We start from the raw sequence: 15,975 nt of genomic DNA, 5'->3' as shown, positions 1-15,975 counted from the left end.
GGGTCACCGTCCCTGACTGATGCGGGTGTTGATGCTGGCGATCTCGGCCACGTAGCGCAGCCGTTCGCCGTGTTCGAGATCGAGGATCTCCTCCAGGCCCCAGTGGAAGTGGTAGGCGACGTACGCGACCTCGGAGTAGATGCGGTCGGCCGCGTACGTCACGATTCCCCCAGGCGGCCACCGGCGAGTTCGACGGCGAAGCGGTGCTGGCACTCCGGGCAGACCACACTGGCGCGGGTGTGTCCTTCGCTGTTGATCCGCCGGTACATGTCCTGGAGGAACGCCAGGTCGGAGGCGAACAGGTCCTCCACCACGCCGGGATGGATGTCCACCACCGTGCCGATCCGGGTGATCACCCGGCTGAGCAGCACCACCGTGAGATAGGCGGGGTTCTCGCGTACCCGGTCGTCGCGCAGCGGCACCAGCTCGTCCCGGGCGGTCGCCAGCCGCATCACCCCGTCCCGGTGCACGGTGCCGGTGCCGTCGACGTAGCCGCGCGGCAGCTCGAACGGGAACTCCGTGCGCAGCGTCTCGCGCCGCGGCGCGACGGCCGGTGCCTCGGCCGCGTCGGCGCCGGGCGGTGGGACGAGGGACGACGTACGGCGCATGGGGCTACTCGACCTCCATCGCCTCGTACGTCACCACGAGCTTCTCGGTGAGCACGCTGGTGTCGCCGGCCTTGAGCGAGCTGATCTCCAGGGACTTCGGCCACGCGTTTGTCAGCTTGTACCGCTTGATCGGGATGCCCTCGTAGTCGAAGACGATGATGGCGCCGCCCTTGCGTGCCTGGCCCATCTTGCCGAACCGGCAATCCTTGATCCATGACTCGAAGCTGTTGTCCGCGGTCAGGCCCCGGGTCAGCGTCACCTCGCCGGCCTTCGGCGCGCCGGGCGCCTTGCGGATGGCGAACTTGCCGTCGGCGGTGTTCGACTTGTATTCAATGACATCTTGTTCCATCTTGAGGCCGGTGACCTCGGTGATCTGGCGGATGATGATGCTGTCCACCTCAAGGCCGAACGAGTGGCCGACGGCGGAGTCGAAATCGGGGAGCGGCACGACTGCCTCCTGACGCTACGGGGGACTACTCGTTGACCAGGCTGGTGCCACCGGACATCTGCGCCAGCTGGAAGATCACGAACTCGGCGGGTTTGACCGGCGCGACACCGATCTGGCAGATCACCTGGCCGGCGTCGATGCTCTCGGCGGGGTTGGTCTCCCGGTCACACTTGACGAAGAACGCCTCGTCGGGGGTGAGCCCGAAGAGCGCACCGCGTCGCCACTCGTTGACCAGGAAGGCGCTGACCGTGCGTCGGATCCTGGCCCAGAGCATGTCGTCGTTGGGCTCGAAGACGACCCACTGGGTGCCGTTGAGGATCGACTCTTCCAGGTAGTTGAAGAGCCGCCGCACGTTGAGGTAGCGCCAGGCCGGGTCGGAGGAGAGGGTGCGGGCGCCCCAGACCAGGATGCCGCGGCCCGGGAATGCCCGGATACAGTTGACCCCCAACGGGTTCAGCAGCTCCTGCTCGGTCCGGGTCAGCTGGGTCTCCAGCGCCACCGCGCCCCGGATCACCTCGTTGGCGGGCGCCTTGTGCACTCCTCGCGACCCGTCGTTGCGGGCCCACACCCCGGCCAGGTGCCCGGAAGGCGGCATGAACCGGTTGGTGCCGGTCAGCGGGTCGAACACCTTGATCCACGGGTAGTAGAGCGCGGCGTACTTGGAGTCGTAGCCGGCCTGGTCGGTACGCCATTCCCGGACCTGCTGCGGGCTGAGCGCGGGCGGCGGGTCCAGGATGGCCATCCGGTCACCCATCAGCTCACAGTGCGCGATCATCGCCGACTGGACCGTCTTCACCGAATCCAGGTCGATCGCGCCGCGCTGGTAGGCGCCCATCAGGTCGGGCACCGCGACCATCGTCACCTCGTCGACCGCCTCCAGGCCGCCGAAGCCGGTACGCTCCGCCGCGTCGCCCACGTACTCGTCGGCCGAGACGTTCTCCGGCGCGGAGGTCGGACCGGGGCCGATCAGCGCCACCTCGCCACCGCTGGGCCGGGCGAGCTGCCCCGCGGGTGCCGCCTCCTCGATGGTGATCAGCTTCGATCGCTCGCGGACCACGTTCACCACGTTGTCCTTGCCGCGCTTGGTGGTCACCGACTCGAAGGTCTCCACCACCTGTCCGCCGCGCTTGACCACCAGGTTGAACCGGTCCTCACCGGCGCCCTCCGGCGGGTCGGCGACCTCGACGCTGACGTCCTCCGGGGTGCCCTCGGGCAGCGCCCGGGCGACCACCTTGTACGTGCCGAGCACGGCGGCCGGCGCGGACGCGGCCGGCAACGCCTCCTCGGCCCGGTCGCCACCGACCCGCACGATGTACGCGGCCCCGCCGCCCTGCATGAAGTACCCGTAGACGGCGTGGCCCAGGTAGCAGTCCGGGGCGAACTCGCCGAAAATCTGCGAGTACTGGCTCCAGTTGGTCACCAGCGTCGGGGTGTTGAACGGCCCCTGCGCGGCGAAGCCGACGAACGCGGCGACCGCCGTGCCGACGCCTTCGATCGGGCGGGAGCCGGACTCCACCTCCTCGACGTACACACCCGGCGCCAGGTAGTTGGGCATCACGCCTCCTCGTCCCTCGGGATCGAGTCGAGCGTCCCGCCTGGGTCGCCGCGATCACACGCCCGACGGGACGCCCACCGGGGAAGAGATCGATGTCCTTTCAGGCACCTGCCGTACCGGCCTCGCTGGCGTTATAGTCAAATGACTTGTATATTCAGCCGCGTGACACGTCCGATGAGAGAACCGACGTTCTGGATCCTGACCGCCCTGGTTGATCAGCCACGGCACGGATATGGGGTGATGCAACAGGTCACGAAGCTTTCCGGCGGTGAGACGCGGCTGCTGGCCGCGACGCTCTACGCCGCGCTGGACCGGCTGACCGCCGAGGGTCTGGTGGAGGTCGACCGGGAAGAGGCAGTCGATGGGCGGCTACGCCGCTACTACCGGCTCACCAGCGAGGGCGGTGCCGCGTTGACTGCCGAGACGCAACGACTGAGCCGCAACGTGCAAACCGCGACCCGAATGCTGGACGCCCTGCGCCCGCCCGCCGGGCCCGCCACGGTGACGTTCGGATGAGCGCCACCCGGCCCGCGTCGTACCGGCGCTACCGTCTCCTCGCCCGGGCCTATCCGCCGGGGCAGCGCCGGACCGAACTGCTCGACACGATGCTCATGGCCGCCGAGGAAACCGGTCGCCGCCAGCCGAGTGCCCGTGAGGTCTTCGACGTGCTCCGCCACGCGCCGCGGGCCCGGCTGGGACGGCCGGGCAGCCGGGCGGTGGTGGCCGTCGCCGTCGTCGTCGCGCTCTTCAGCGGTTTCGTGGCCGCGTCGCTGACCGCCCGCCTCATCGGCGAAACCGACCGGGCGTTGCCCACCGCGACGGAGATGGCCGGCATCGCCGAGCTGGTCACACCGGGTGCCGTGGTCCCGTCGCTGCAACGCCACGACGCGGTCTTCGTCAACGGCAACGGCGAGGCGCAGTTCGGCCAGGTCAGTTACCAGGTCGACCACGTCACCCCGATTCCCGATCTGCGCCGGTACGACGCCGAGGTGGCCGAGCGGTTGACCGCTGCCGGCTGGCGGCTCGGCCCGACCGACTACGCCGGCTACTCGGATCTGCGTACCTCAGAGACCCTGACCGCGGTGAAGGACGGCTGGGTGTTGACCCTCACCAATTCCTACCGCTCGGAGGAACCGGCCGAGGGCGGTTGGTTCGAGGTCTCGGTCCGCCGGGCCGAGTCGGCCGCGCTGCCGGTCGGGTTCGCGGCCGGCGGAATGCTCGGCATGGTGTGGGGCTGGCTCTTCACCGGCTGGGCGAGCCGCCGAACCGAGCACAATGCGGCGGCCAGCAGTCTCCTCGCCCTGCTGGCGTACGTGGCCGCCGGCAGCTCCAGCTTCCTGATCATCCACGTGATGCGGGACTACCTCGCCATTGTCGATCAGGGATTCGCCGTCCACGAGGGGCCGATCTGGTCGTGGCTCGTCCTCGGCGACGAAGGTCTCCTCCTGCTCGCCCCGGCGATCCTCGCCACCGTCGTCGCGGCAGTCGTCCTCGCGTGGTGTCGCCGACCCGGCGACGCCATCCCGCGGCAGGCGGTCCGAAGGTCTGCCCTCACCTTCGGTGGCTGGATGACGGTGCTCGCCATGTTCGGCCTGGCGGTGATCTCCGCGTGCAGCGGGTTGGGCTACTACGGCCTGTTCGTCGCCGTCCTGTTCCTGGCGATCGGGTGGCGGGCCTACCTGGTCCGGAGCCGGCCGGCCGGCTGAGGGTCATCGACCCCGAGCCGGGCGGGCCGACGCTCACCCCGGCCCGGTACGTGCGGGTCACGCCGCCGCGGGTGACTTTGAGCCGTGCGCTGGTCACTCATCGAGGCCACCGGCTGTTCGACGGCTGGCGGACGCGGCAGGAGTTCTGGCTGGAGGATGCGCGTGGTCTCGGTGGTAGCGGTGTCCAACTCACGGCCGAGGCGTTCGAGTTCGTCGGCGACCTGCTGGAGGAAGTCGTACACCTGGTCGGGATCGAGGCCACGTAGCCGGCGGCCGAATGTGGCGGCGCGGCGGTGTCCAGGCAGCAATCGCTGCTGCCTGTCCTGGTGGATCACGGCTCTCGCCTTCGCTCGTGGCCGCAGGAACCTATCGGCCGGGGCGGACAGCGGAATGGCGTGGGACTGTGGGCAGGTGGCCGTTGGAAGCGGCCACCTGCCCGTGCGGGTTAGGCACCACAGTGTCTTGAGTGTGTTGAAGCTGTCGTGATCAGATGGAGGTGCCGCGCAAGAGAAGGACCCGAAAATGCCCGTGACCTCTGATTACGCGAGGATCGCCCACGAGATCGAGACATCGATCCGGTCGGGCGCCCGCGAGCCGCACAGCAAGCTACCTACGCTGCTCGAGCTGCGGGAGGCGTACGGGGTCAGCGAAACGACGATCAAGTTCGCCCTCGTCTGGCTGGAGTCTCGCCACCTGATCTACCGCCACCAGGGCAAGGGCATTTACGTGAACGCCAGTGACGCCTGGTTGATAGACCCGGAGGGGTAGTACTCCAGCCGGGGATTGTGATCACGGCTCGCCGAGGGCCTGTCGGGCGTAGTGGCTGGTCATGGCTCGTGCTTGGTGGCGTCGTCTGCGGATCGACCAGAGCCCTGACCTGCTCACTCCCGACGAATCGGCCGTACGTCCGGACGCGGAGACACCGCACGAGTTCAGGAGGTTGTGGGACATGCTCACTGGGAAGGACAACGGCTGGTCTGCGCAGGGGCCGCTGAACAAGGCATGCTGGTGACTCCGCTCTGATCCACTACACCGGTGGGCTGCCACACGTGAACGAAGGATGCAGATGGCTCGTCCCTACACGCCCGGACCGAAGCAGTTCGTCTTCGCTGTCGGGGATGGCAACGACCAACAAGTCTCGGTGGGTGATCCTCAGGAGGCATACATGGCGTTCTCTGCGTTCTTCCGGGGTCGAGAGTCTGACACCTACACCATCGAGGATGGATCGACGGGGCAGAGATTGATACTCATGCCCCGGCAGAGGGTGATCTCGCGGATCAAGGATGCGGACCAACCTCGGTCGGAACACCTTCGGGTCGACCGGGGCAACCGCTACCTTCCGAGCGCGATGCTGTTCTTCGAGAACGGATATGCCGGCCTCGACTACCTCGGCCAGTGGTTTCCCGACCTCTCCGACCTCGACGCGTCACCGGAGAGCCGCGGTGCCGCCCGCGCCGCCACGATCACGACGGCAGCCGCGGCAGTCGAAGAAGTCGCCCGGATCTGGGCAGATTCCGGCATCGTCGACCCGAGCGACAAGTACTACGTCTTCTTCGAATCGCACGATGTCGACGATGACCGAGCCGAACGAGCCGAACTGCTCCAGTTGATCGAATTCCTCGGGCTCGAACGAGTCGACGCCCCGGCCGAGGCCGCCGGGGGCGAGGTCTGGGTGCGCACCGACCCGCGCCTCGACGTGGAAATTGCGCGGTGGGCGTGAACGTCTTTACCCGTGGCAGCGGCTGGCTCCCGACCGTGATCCGCGAGGACGGCGAGCTGAAGCTGATGCTCGCCGCCGGGGCCGACGCCAACCATGAGCCTCGGGTGTTCACGGTCCCGATCTCCGAGGCCCATCTTGCGGTGATCCGGGAGGACCTGGCGAGACACCTGCTGCTGTGGAGCGCGATCCTCCCGCTGTGCGACGCCGCCGGAACCCGGGGCGGGCTCGACGAGAACGCTGCCGTCGCGCTCCTGGACCCGATCCTGCTCTCCTCGCCCGCCGACGTCGACACGCTCTTTCGGCGCATCCCGTGGGACCGGAGCCGCCTCGTTGCGCATGGTGCCGACCTCGATCTACTTGAGCGCGGTCAGGTCTGCGAGGCGATGCGCGCGGCGACGGAGGGGGCGGACGAGAAACGTGCTGAGAAGCATCGTGCGGACCGCCGTCGCGCCGCGCGCGGAGTGGTCCTCGGGCCACTCGACACGGAGATTCTGAGGTACACGGGCCAGTATCTGCACGGCGCGACGGTGCCAAGGCGGCTGCCCGATGCCGTCGACACCGCGCTGCTGCCCCAGGTCATGCGGGTTGTCGCCACCGCTGAGCAGGCGTGCGCCGGGATGCGGATCGGCCTCGATCCGCGGCGGGGAAACCGGGCCACGGACAAGCGCGACTGGGATCGGTTGGCGGCGGCGGTCGAGGCGGCCGTGCGCCGTGCGTACCCCGAACTCGTCGATGACGCGGTGCGTACGGTGAGCTTTCTGATGTGTTCGGAGGCTGCGGACCGCTCCCGGAGCGCCCCGGTGGAAGACGACGAGGCAGCCGCCGACGGCCATCCTGACCTTGGCGAAAGTGCGAGAAAGACGGCCCTGTCGTTCACCGATGACAAGGGCGGGGAAAGGAAGTGGCTACGGGGCGGTCCTCGCTCTGCCTCCGCCGAGTTCTGGGAGTTCGTCGCCGCTCGCTCGGCAGCGGACAACGAAGTGTTCACCATCGAGGACGAGGAACTGGGCGAGGGGATCCAGCTGCACTTCTACGCGGACTCCATCGCCCGGATCACCACGGTGCGACCCGGGAAAGCCGGGTCGGATCCGCAGTACCAGGTCGAGTACCGCCTGGTCGACGGCATAGGCGGGTACCGGAACCTGGTGCGCGCCTTCGTCCGCGGCGGCTGTGCCGCACTCGAACAGCACGGTCCCTGGCTGTCGGATGTCACCGAATTCGAGCGCGCACGTCGTCGGCGCGACGCCTGGTAGTTCCAGCGGGCTCGTCGCTTGGGTTTCGCCCGGATCGGGATGCCAGCGCCAGTGGGGACGGCCGCCCGGGAGCGTTGATGGGCATTCGCGCCAGGGTCAGCGCGCCGGCCGGGAGGCTCGTGTACGCCAGGTAGAGGATCCCGGTCCGGGCGAAGTTCGGTGCTGGCGTGATGCCGAGCAGGCCGCGCTCGTTGCCCGACGTGTCGATCCGGGCGGTCAGGTCGAGCACCGGCTCGGCCGCCAGGCCGGTGTCGGGGTGGTAGGCGCGGACGGTGCCGTTCTTCTCCGCGATCAGCATCCGGCCGTCCGGCAGCCCGGTGAGTGGCACCCGGCTGGGGCGGGGTGTGGCGGCTGCGGCGGTGCTGGCCGCCGAAGCCGGTGGCAACAGGAGCGCGGACAGGACCAGAACGAGCAGCCCGGCCAGCAGGGGGACCGGACGACAACGCCGTCGCAACATGTTTTCAACTCCTCGAGCAGGTCGAGTGGAGGACGCGAGCGGAGACATTCCCCACCATGCATCAGCATTGATCGATGTTCAGGGATTGCCGGTCTTCCCACTACGCCGACATCGACCCGACCCTCTCTGTGAAGTTCGGTCGACCCGTGTCACAGGGGTGCCGCTACTGGCCATAAAGAGGTGTGACGACAATGTCCCAGCGCACCGACCAGCACCTGTGGTCCGACGTGACCGCCGCCGGCGGCGGCGACGCGTTCGGTGCCCTGTTCGACCGCCATGTCCAGGCTGTTTACCGGCACTGCTTCCGATTGACCGGGTCCTGGACGGCTGCTGAGGATGCCACCCAGTCGACATTTTTGCTGGCCTGGCGCAAACGCGGCGAGGCGCGGCTGGTCGACGACTCGATCCTGCCGTGGCTCCTCGCGGTGGCCAGCCACGTGGTACGGGACCAGCGGCGTTCGCTGGGTCGTTGGCGGAGGGCGTTGCTGCGCCTGCCGCCCGAGCCCGCCGCCACCGACTTCTCAGACGAGGTGGCCGGCCGGGTGGACAGCGAACGGCGGATGGTGGCGGTGCTCCGCGGGGTCCGCCGGCTACCACGCGCCGAACGCGACGCCTTGGCGCTGTGCGTCTGGTCCGGCATCGCGTACGCCGACGCAGCCGTGGTCCTCGGCGTCAACGAGGCAGCCGTCCGGACCCGGGTGAGTCGTGCCCGGCGCCGTCTGATCAGGCTGCTCGGCCCCGAGATCGACCCATCATCTGGACCCGGAGAATCGGAGGAGGAGCGGTGACCAGCCCCGAACAGTTGCCCCCCACATTCAACCTGCCCGCTGATGCTCGGCAGCGGATGCGCGAGCGTCTGCTCACCGAGGTCTCCGGCGGCACCGGCCCTTCCCGACACCTCGGGTGGCTGAGGCCCGCCGCTGTCGCGGCGAGTGTGTTGCTCGCTGCCGGCGGGATCGCGACGATCCGCGCCATCTCCGGCCCCCAGACGCCGGTGCCCGGTGGGATCACCGGTTCCACCGGCGCGCCGGGCGGCGTCGGCTCGACAGGCGGCGTCGCCGGCACCGACTGCGGAGTTTTCGACCTGCGGCAGGGTGAGCGGTTGCCGGAGTCCGCTGTGCGGTGCCTGGTCGAGGCTGCCGCGGCAGGTGAGCCGGCCCGTTTGCGGCAGACCAGACCGAGTGTCGAGGGCGATCCGATCGTCACCGTCTACACCGTGGATGATCGAGGACTCGTTCAGCTCGTCATCGACAGTCGGGCAGACTCCAACGGCAGCGGAGAGATTCGCCGGCAGGACTGCGCCCGGCTGCGGCAGGTCGACGGCAAACTGGTCGTGGACGGGTGTACGGAGTCGCGATGACCGTGGAGCGGCTACTGAAGTGATCACGCCTGGTCGTCGTTTGTCTGCCAGCGTCGCCGAGGTTGCGACATGAGCACGAGTTTCAGTGGGCGGTTGTGGGGCTGACGACGGCCTGATGCGGTTCCCGGAGCCTACGCACTCTGGGCACCCCCATTGGCGGGCGCGGCCGGTCGGGTGGTGGAGTGGCCTGGTCAGGCCCTTGCCCCTGCGGCGGGGGCCTGACCAGGCACTGCTCACCCGGCTGTTGTCAGTGGATCAGAACTTATCAGGACCGAGGGCGGCCATCCTTGGGGCAGTACTGGGTCATGTCGAAGAACGTGGCATTTCGGTTGCGCTGCCACACGCCGTTGGCGCAGTTTCCGTCATAGATGGCCATGAGGGCGCTGTCGCTGACGCGGATGACCCGGAGTGACCCCCAGGCGCAGGTGTAGTATTGGCTCTTGGGAATCGTCTTGTCGGCCTGTCGCGTCTGCCTGCATTTCAGGATTTCGGCACTCGGATCTGCTGATGCCACTGACGGTATCGACAGCGATGCCGCGACGAGCATCGCCGTCCCGACGAGGCCGATAATCGACTTCTTCACCCTTTTTCCTCCCCGTTGTGTGGTGTGTGACGACGCTAACACCCCGATGTGCCCGTGCGCTGCCCCGCTAGTACTCCAGCCGGGGATTGTGGTCACGGCTCGATGGGGGCTTGTCGGGCGTAGTGGCCGGTCATGGCTCGTGCTTGGTGGCGTCGTCTGCGGATCGACCAGAGCAGTGGGTCGGTGTGGCCTCGGCCGGGTTCGATGATCAGGGTGTTGAACAGGTGGCGTAGCTCGTCGACGGTCAACGCGATCAGCCCGGTGGGTTGGTTGCGGTGGCCGGCGGTCGCGGTGGCCAGGAACGCGTGGGCGAGGATCGTCAGGGTGCTCCAGCGGTGCCAAGAGGTCCAGAGGCGGTGATGGGAAGATCGGCGGCGAGCGCGTCGACGCGGTAGACGTCCAAGCCGGTGGTGACCTGATGCGAGCAGGCCACGGCCAGGATGTAACCGAGTCTGAGGTGACACAGTCGGGCGGCCGGGCGAGGGTCGTTGGCCCGCAGCTCAGCCGAGGTCAACATCCCCGGCTGGAGTAGTAGCCGGCGTAGTTGTTCGCGAGCGTTGACCGGGTCACGGAACGTCCGTTAGGCCGAACAAGCTGCTTCCACGTCCTGCAACAACTCACGCGCGTAGCGCTGCTCGCTCGGATTGCTGCCCAACTCGTCGCGGTGCCACAGGCCGATGTCGCGGGATTCGTCCAACTGGGACGCGTCTGCCTGCAGGCGCGAACGTAGCTTGCGCGTCTCGGCATCGTAGCGGCCTTCGAGTCGAGCCAACGCCTGGCGGACGACGCACGGATAGTGGCGCACCACGATGTGCTCCTCCCTGTTCTCGGGTAAGCGGACCGTGGACAGCGGAAGCCCGCGAAATGTCACCCATCTTAGGGACGCGTCCGTGAAGTCGATATTCTCCATCGAGCCGTGCTCGGGTTGATCCGTCGCGGCAACAAAGGAAACCTCGCTCAGTCGACCGGCGAACCGGGTGTCGACCAGTTGGCAGCCGACGAACTCGACTTTGTCCAGTCTCGCGTCGGAAAAGTCGCAGCTGATGAAAGTGGCTCCACGGCAGCTCGTTCCGCGTAGGTCAGCGCCGCGGAATTCGACCCCGCGGTATGAGTTGCCCCAGGTTCCGAGGGCCGTGTCCCGTAGGTCTGCGTGCACGAACGAGCAGTCCTGCACCGATAGCTGCCAACCGCGCCAGTCCCGGCACTTCGCCCCATCGAACAGACAGTTGCGTAACGCGACGCCGTGCAGCCGGAGATGATCGAGTTGTGCCTCACTGAAGTCCAGGTTCTCGAGGCTGGTGTCGCGGATGTCGACCAGTCCGTGCAACCATCTCATGCTCAGACCATCAGTGCTGCTGCCGCCCTCCTCAGCGAGGTAACCGTCACCCCCCGTCTTCGGCGGCTCGAGGGTGAAGCCACGAAGGTCCACCCGGCCCTCATGGGAGCCGAGTTGCAGATCGTCCAGCGACCGTCCGGTGGTGAGTCGTGCCAAGACGTGACCGGCCAGTTCCCGACCGTCTTCGCCGCGCCACCGCCCACCCCGGCTGCTGCTCATGTCAGTCCTCCTCATGCGGCCGTCGCAGCGCTACTTGTTCGGTGCGTGTTTCGTTGATTTTACTTTGTAGATGAGTCCGAGGGCGCTGTTGCCGAAGGTGGCATTGTACTTCGTGAAATGTCGTGACCACTCGCCTTCGGTGGTGACGTCGGCCCACCACTTTCCGGAGGTGCTTGCTGGCCCTGTTCTCACGTCTGGCTCTTTCACGCCCGGCGTGTACAGTACGAGGCCGGCCAGCTCCTGCCGTGTGGCAACTTCAGCCTTGAATGCGTTGTGGATGCGGTCGCCGCGCGATTTGTAGAACAGTTCCCAGAACTTACCCCAGTGCTGTCCGGGATCTTTCCCGGCGGCTGCGGCGGCCAGTGCCTCGTCCTTGTACTCGTTCAGTTTGCTCAGTTGACCGGCGGAGAGTCCATTCTGGAGGAAGTTCTGGACGGCCTTTTCGAGGGTGGCGACGAGCGCCTGTTTGATGGCGTCGGTCCAGACGTTCGCCGGATCCTTGGGGTCGGGTTCCTTGGTCGAGATTTCGTACTCGTTGCTGGTCGCATGAATTGTGGTGGTCCACTTCTGCCTCGGGTTGACCGAACCTTCGATGGCCCAGTAGCCGCCCTCTTGGATCAAGGTCAACGCCGTCATCCGATAGCGGATACGGATGGCGGCCAACAAGGGGGTGAGGATGGCCTTCCCTACCCACTTGCCCCGGTAGCGCTCTACGGCTCGATGCGCAGCGGACATGCCCTGCTCAAGTCGGCGCTGCTTCTGGGCCGGCGTCTCCTCAGATCGCCCGAACCGCCCCCGCAGCTTGGCCCAGAGCTTCCTGCCGAGCGCGACGACCTTGTCGACGACCCAGAGGACCGCCTTCTTGACCGGCTTGCCGAGGGCGGCGAAGAAGCTCTTGACCTTGCTCGCGATGCCGCCGATGCCCATCACCGCTGCGAGCACCCCGATCAGCACCGGCACCGATCGGGCCAGGGCCTTCTCGATCAGCGCCGGCACCCCACCCGCCCCACCACCCGCGATGGCGATGATGGCGTCGAGCACCGAGTTGACGAACTCGATGATCTGCGCGCCCTGGGTGATGATGAACGTGACGAAGTCGATGATCATCTTGACCGCGCGGACGAAGGCCGACGCGGGGTTGAGCAGGCTGAGGATCCAGGTGATGCCGGCCATCAGCACGGTCGGGATCAGGTACTCGCTGATCTTGGAGAAGAGGTTCGCCTTGAGGTCGCCGACCTTCTCCTTGATCTCCTCCCAGATGCCGCCGAGGCCCTGCGACTGCACCTTCTGCACGAGCGGGACACCCGCCTCGACCGCGCCGATGGCCGGTGCCGGCAGGCCACGCTGGATGATCAGTCCACGGATGCTCGCCCAGGTCAGGCCCAACAGGGAACCGATCATCATGACAATGCCGCGCAGGTCGAACTTGGCCGGCAGTTCCAGGCCGGCGCCGGCCATGGCGCCGGTGAGCCAGCCGACCAGGCCCTTCTTGAGGTGCTCGCCGATGTTGCCGATGAACGCCTTCAACCCGGCACCGACGGCGGAGACGAGGTTGCCGAGGAAGCCGATCGGGTCCTTGATGATCGCCATGACCGCGCTCGCGGCCTTGGCCAGGACACCGAGCAGCATGTCCTTGAGTTCCAGGATGGTCTTGATCGCCCCGGCGACCGCGTCGACGGCCTTGGCGACCAGGCCCTTGTTCTTCTCCTTCTCGGCGGCGATCTCCTCGTCCACCGAGGCCAGCGCCTCGTTGTACTTCGACGCGAGGGTCTGCACCAGCTCGGTGCCCTTGCTGTTCACCGACTCGGTCAGCTCGTCGAACTTGCCGGCGAAGTCGGCGGCGGCCTCCCGCCCGAGCGCCTGCAAATCGGCCGGGAGCTTGCGTACCTCGGCCTGTAGCTCGTTGCGGCCGGTGGCGATGCGCTGCTTGGCTCGGGTCAGCTCGGCGCCGATGGTGTCGGCCACCGACGAGATGACCTGCTGCATCCGGTCGACGTAGCCCTTGCGGGCCGTCACGAAGATCTGGTTGGCCTCCTCGGGCAGGCCGGCGAACTTGTCCTTGATCCACCGGCCCTTGCCGACGATGCCCGAGTACCGCTTGTCCTTGTACTCGTCCATCCGCCGCTTGTGCTCGGCGGTGAACGCGTCCCGGGCCGCCTTCTCACCCGCCGTGAACTGGGCATCGACCTTCTTGTCCAGCCCGGACAGGATCTCCTCGACGTCCTTCTTGGTGGCGTCGAAAACCTTCTGCAGGATCGCGGTGACCTTCGCCCGCTGCACCTCGTCGGCGGACTTGGCCTGCTCCTTGCCTGCCCCGACCTGCGCACCGGCCTGCTTGCGATCCGCCGTCAGCGCGGTCATCGCCGCCGCGCCCGCCTGCCCGGCCGCCGCTTTCGCCCCGGCCAGGGTCTTCGCCTCCGCCGCCCGCACCTGACCCGGGGCGGTGGCCGCATGCTTCTCGACGGCGTTCTTCTCTTTCAACGCCCCGGTGAACTCCGGTTCGTTGGACTTCGCCAACTGCTCCTCGGTCACCTGCGCGTCGGCCATCTGCTTGTCGACCTGCTGCGGCCCGGCCGAGAAGTCGGTCGCCGCCGCAGGGGCCTTGTCCGGTACGGCCTTCGCCGGATCCGGTGTGCCCGGCGTACCCGGCGGCTTGTCCGCCACCAGCGGCGTGACTGGCTTCTCCTTCGCCGCCGCCGTGTCCGGCGGTGCCTTGGTGGTGGTCTCGATCGCGTTCGCCGACGCCTTCTTACCGTCGGTGACCTGGCCCTGCACCTGCCCCTTGACCGCGTCGGCCTTGCCGGAGCCACCGAACTTGTCGGCCTCGTCGAGGTTCTTCGGCGCCTGGGCCGCGATCGCCTCGTTCACCGCCCGGACGAACGCCGCCTTGTCGAACTCGCCAGGCTTGGCAGCGTTCATCTTCTCCGCGTTGGCCGCCTTGCCCTGCGCCTCCTTGTCGTCCTGCGGTGGCTTAGCCGCGCCCTGCGCCTTGGCCGCTTCCGCCTTCGCCGGGAAATGAGTGGCGAGCAGCTTCTGCTTGCCCCGCACGTCCGCCTTCAACGTCGCGAACTTCGGGTCCGCGTTCGGTCCCGGCCGCTGCCCGGTTGCGGCGTCCGCACCAGGAGCCAACCGCTGCACCGGTACGGAAATCGACGGCTCGACGGCCATGCCATCAGTCGAAGGGGCCGGACCCAGCGGGGCGGTTGCCGAGGCGGGTGCCGCTGCCGAACCGCTCTTCGCCGGCCGGTCACCTGCGGCGGGCCGGACCACGGCCGGGGGCCGCCGGGCGGTCGAGCCAGCCGATCTGCGCTGCGCCACCAGGGCCGACACCGCGCGGTTGCCGGCCGCCGCCTGTAACCGTTGGGCGACGGCGGGGCTCAGCGGGCGACTTTCGGTACGACGATCTGCCGTGACCGTCGGGTCCAGGTCATCGGTGGGCCGGGTCGATGAGGGAGCGGCCGGGCGCACCGGAGCGCGTTGCGCCCCTTGTTCCTCGGCCGGTGCCTTCACCCTGCACCTCCCGGGCCGGGCACGTCTGCTCGAACGCCTACACAACCATCGTGAGAACGAGCCTGCGATGCCCGAAGTGACTGGTCACCGACTGCCCGGCCGCTCATAGGTGCCACGGCCCCTGCCCGAAGGGGCAGTCGGCCGTAACGATCAACTACCGCTCGAACGCGTACTACCTCACGGTGGCCTGATCGAAGACGGCCGGCGAGGTCAGGAGGGGGAGGGTTCCTCTTCCTCCTCGCCGGTCTCCTGCCGCTGCACGTACGTCTGCGCCGACTCGTCCTCCTCGGACATCTCCTCCTCGCGCTGCGCCACCGGGTGATCGTGCCCTTCGTGCCCGCCGTGCTCGGTGGCCCGCTGCACGGGAGCTGCCGGGGCTGGGGCCGCCGGAGTGGACATCAGCCGGTCGGCGTTGGCGACGGCCTCCCGCTCGAAGCGGTCGGAGGGGTCGCTGACCTTCACCCCACCGCCGGTGTCGGTGCCGTCGACCGGGCCGCTGCGCTGCTGCACCACGTGGGTCAGCTCGTGGGCGAGCATGTGCTGACCGCCCGCCGAGGACGGGTCGTAGTTGTCGCGCTGGAAGACGATGTTCGAGCCGACGGTGTACGCCTGGGCGTTGACCGATTTCGCCGACTCGTGCGCGGCACCGTCGGTGTGCACCCGTACGTCGGAGAAGTCCTGCCCGCCGAAGCGGGACTCCATGTCCGTCCGCACCTCCGGGGCGAGTGGGCTCCCACCACCCGAGTTGACCACGTGGTGCACGGGCGAGGAATCCTGCTCGACCAGCTCACCGACCGCCCGGTTACCCACCGCTCGTTGCAGGCCGAGCAGTCCGGACGCGCCGAGCACGTCGGGGCGGCCGGCGCTCGCCGCGGCGTACGTCAGGGACTCGGTGTCCCGGTCGGCGCCGGTCGGGCGGTCACCGGCCGGGCGTACGGCCGCTTCGGAATCGAACTCACGGTGTCCGCGCATGCTTACCCCCTGCCGCCAGGTCCCCCTCGACCGTGCACCTGCCCAGGCTTTTGCACCGCGCCGACCAGCGCCACATAACGGGCACGACCACTTGCCCCAAAGGGCACCTCAGCGGCCTCCCCGGCAGCCAACCGCGTCGATCAAGAAGTTTGCGTCGAGATCCGCGCCGAATCAGACCAAAACTTCTTGATCAACGGCAGCGAGACGCGACGGCGGCGGCGAGACGCGACGGCGGGGATGGCGGGAGG

General features: G+C 68.0%; 18 protein-coding genes. 7 read left to right on the top strand and 11 right to left on the bottom strand.

Annotation, left to right across the window (positions count from 1 at the left end):
* Positions 1 to 3: 3 nt before the first annotated feature.
* The 4 genes from C1I93_RS08400 to C1I93_RS08385 are packed head-to-tail and all read right to left on the bottom strand — an operon-like array spanning position 4 to position 2,611.
* On the bottom strand, positions 4 to 162 hold the full coding sequence (locus C1I93_RS08400) for a DUF6760 family protein (protein ID WP_111242662.1): 159 nt from the start codon (positions 160 to 162) through the stop codon (positions 4 to 6).
* Positions 159 to 608, bottom strand: coding sequence for a hypothetical protein (locus tag C1I93_RS08395; RefSeq protein WP_111242661.1), 450 nt, complete (start codon positions 606 to 608; stop codon positions 159 to 161). Before C1I93_RS08395 ends, C1I93_RS08400 begins: the two co-directional genes overlap by 4 nt.
* 4 nt (positions 609 to 612) lie before the next feature.
* Positions 613 to 1,056, bottom strand: coding sequence for a phage tail protein (locus C1I93_RS08390; protein ID WP_111242660.1), 444 nt, complete (start codon positions 1,054 to 1,056; stop codon positions 613 to 615).
* A 25-nt stretch (positions 1,057 to 1,081) separates the two neighbouring features.
* Entirely contained in the window at positions 1,082 to 2,611 is a 1,530-nt protein-coding gene (locus tag C1I93_RS08385; RefSeq protein WP_111242659.1) for a phage tail sheath family protein, read from the bottom strand.
* 162 nt (positions 2,612 to 2,773) lie between these two features.
* On the opposite strand from C1I93_RS08385, the gene C1I93_RS08380 reads away from it, so the two are divergent.
* Positions 2,774 to 3,127 (top strand): PadR family transcriptional regulator, encoded by a 354-nt coding sequence (locus tag C1I93_RS08380; RefSeq protein WP_420811798.1) that lies wholly within the window; start codon positions 2,774 to 2,776, stop codon positions 3,125 to 3,127.
* Positions 3,124 to 4,317: a hypothetical protein gene (locus C1I93_RS08375; RefSeq protein WP_111242657.1), complete on the top strand. Its 1,194-nt coding sequence runs from the start codon at positions 3,124 to 3,126 to the stop codon at positions 4,315 to 4,317. The genes C1I93_RS08380 and C1I93_RS08375 overlap by 4 nt, the downstream gene beginning before the upstream one ends.
* Here the strand turns inward: C1I93_RS08375 and C1I93_RS33210 are convergent.
* Positions 4,287 to 4,652, bottom strand: coding sequence for a DivIVA domain-containing protein (locus C1I93_RS33210; protein WP_223256738.1), 366 nt, complete (start codon positions 4,650 to 4,652; stop codon positions 4,287 to 4,289). The two genes, C1I93_RS08375 and C1I93_RS33210, sit on opposite strands and share 31 nt — an antisense overlap.
* Before the next feature lie 187 nt (positions 4,653 to 4,839).
* On the opposite strand from C1I93_RS33210, the gene C1I93_RS08365 reads away from it, so the two are divergent.
* The 3 genes from C1I93_RS08365 to C1I93_RS08350 all read left to right on the top strand — a co-directional run bounded on the left by C1I93_RS08365 (position 4,840) and on the right by C1I93_RS08350 (position 7,290).
* Positions 4,840 to 5,085 (top strand): winged helix-turn-helix domain-containing protein, encoded by a 246-nt coding sequence (locus tag C1I93_RS08365; RefSeq protein ID WP_111242655.1) that lies wholly within the window; start codon positions 4,840 to 4,842, stop codon positions 5,083 to 5,085.
* A gap of 298 nt (positions 5,086 to 5,383) precedes the next feature.
* The gene (locus tag C1I93_RS08355) at positions 5,384 to 6,037 is read left to right on the top strand and encodes a hypothetical protein (RefSeq protein WP_111242679.1); all 654 of its coding nucleotides are present in this window, start codon (positions 5,384 to 5,386) and stop codon (positions 6,035 to 6,037) included.
* Positions 6,028 to 7,290, top strand: coding sequence for a DUF6357 family protein (locus tag C1I93_RS08350; protein ID WP_181445067.1), 1,263 nt, complete (start codon positions 6,028 to 6,030; stop codon positions 7,288 to 7,290). Before C1I93_RS08355 ends, C1I93_RS08350 begins: the two co-directional genes overlap by 10 nt.
* On the opposite strand, the gene C1I93_RS08345 is transcribed toward C1I93_RS08350, so the two are convergent.
* Complete coding sequence (locus C1I93_RS08345; RefSeq protein ID WP_249412313.1) at positions 7,247 to 7,747, bottom strand: PQQ-dependent sugar dehydrogenase; 501 nt, start codon at positions 7,745 to 7,747, stop codon at positions 7,247 to 7,249. The genes C1I93_RS08350 and C1I93_RS08345 overlap by 44 nt on opposite strands.
* A 191-nt stretch (positions 7,748 to 7,938) precedes the next feature.
* Between C1I93_RS08345 and C1I93_RS08340 the strand changes: the two genes are divergently transcribed.
* Entirely contained in the window at positions 7,939 to 8,535 is a 597-nt protein-coding gene (locus tag C1I93_RS08340) for an RNA polymerase sigma factor (RefSeq protein WP_111242653.1), read from the top strand.
* The gene (locus C1I93_RS08335; protein WP_146603462.1) at positions 8,532 to 9,107 is read left to right on the top strand and encodes a hypothetical protein; all 576 of its coding nucleotides are present in this window, start codon (positions 8,532 to 8,534) and stop codon (positions 9,105 to 9,107) included. Before C1I93_RS08340 ends, C1I93_RS08335 begins: the two co-directional genes overlap by 4 nt.
* Positions 9,108 to 9,372: 265 nt before the next feature.
* Here the strand turns inward: C1I93_RS08335 and C1I93_RS08330 are convergent, their stop codons facing one another.
* From C1I93_RS08330 to C1I93_RS08310, 5 genes are all read right to left on the bottom strand, one after another.
* Entirely contained in the window at positions 9,373 to 9,690 is a 318-nt protein-coding gene (locus C1I93_RS08330) for a hypothetical protein (protein ID WP_111242651.1), read from the bottom strand.
* 92 nt (positions 9,691 to 9,782) lie between these two features.
* Entirely contained in the window at positions 9,783 to 9,938 is a 156-nt protein-coding gene (locus tag C1I93_RS32305; protein ID WP_223256657.1) for a hypothetical protein, read from the bottom strand.
* Positions 9,939 to 10,270: 332 nt separating this feature from the next.
* Positions 10,271 to 11,245, bottom strand: coding sequence for a pentapeptide repeat-containing protein (locus C1I93_RS08320; protein WP_181445066.1), 975 nt, complete (start codon positions 11,243 to 11,245; stop codon positions 10,271 to 10,273).
* Between the two features lie 30 nt (positions 11,246 to 11,275).
* Entirely contained in the window at positions 11,276 to 14,413 is a 3,138-nt protein-coding gene (locus C1I93_RS08315; protein ID WP_111242649.1) for a phage tail protein, read from the bottom strand.
* A 552-nt stretch (positions 14,414 to 14,965) separates the two neighbouring features.
* Positions 14,966 to 15,727 carry an eCIS core domain-containing protein gene (locus C1I93_RS08310; protein WP_111242648.1) on the bottom strand — a complete coding sequence of 254 codons (762 nt, stop codon included), beginning with the start codon at positions 15,725 to 15,727 and terminating at the stop codon, positions 14,966 to 14,968.
* Positions 15,728 to 15,975 lie beyond the last annotated feature (248 nt).

Origin of the sequence: Micromonospora endophytica, from assembly GCF_003236305.1 — a bacterium.
GTDB lineage: Bacteria > Actinomycetota > Actinomycetes > Mycobacteriales > Micromonosporaceae > Micromonospora > Micromonospora endophytica.
This window is presented reverse-complemented; position numbering and strand designations above follow the sequence as displayed.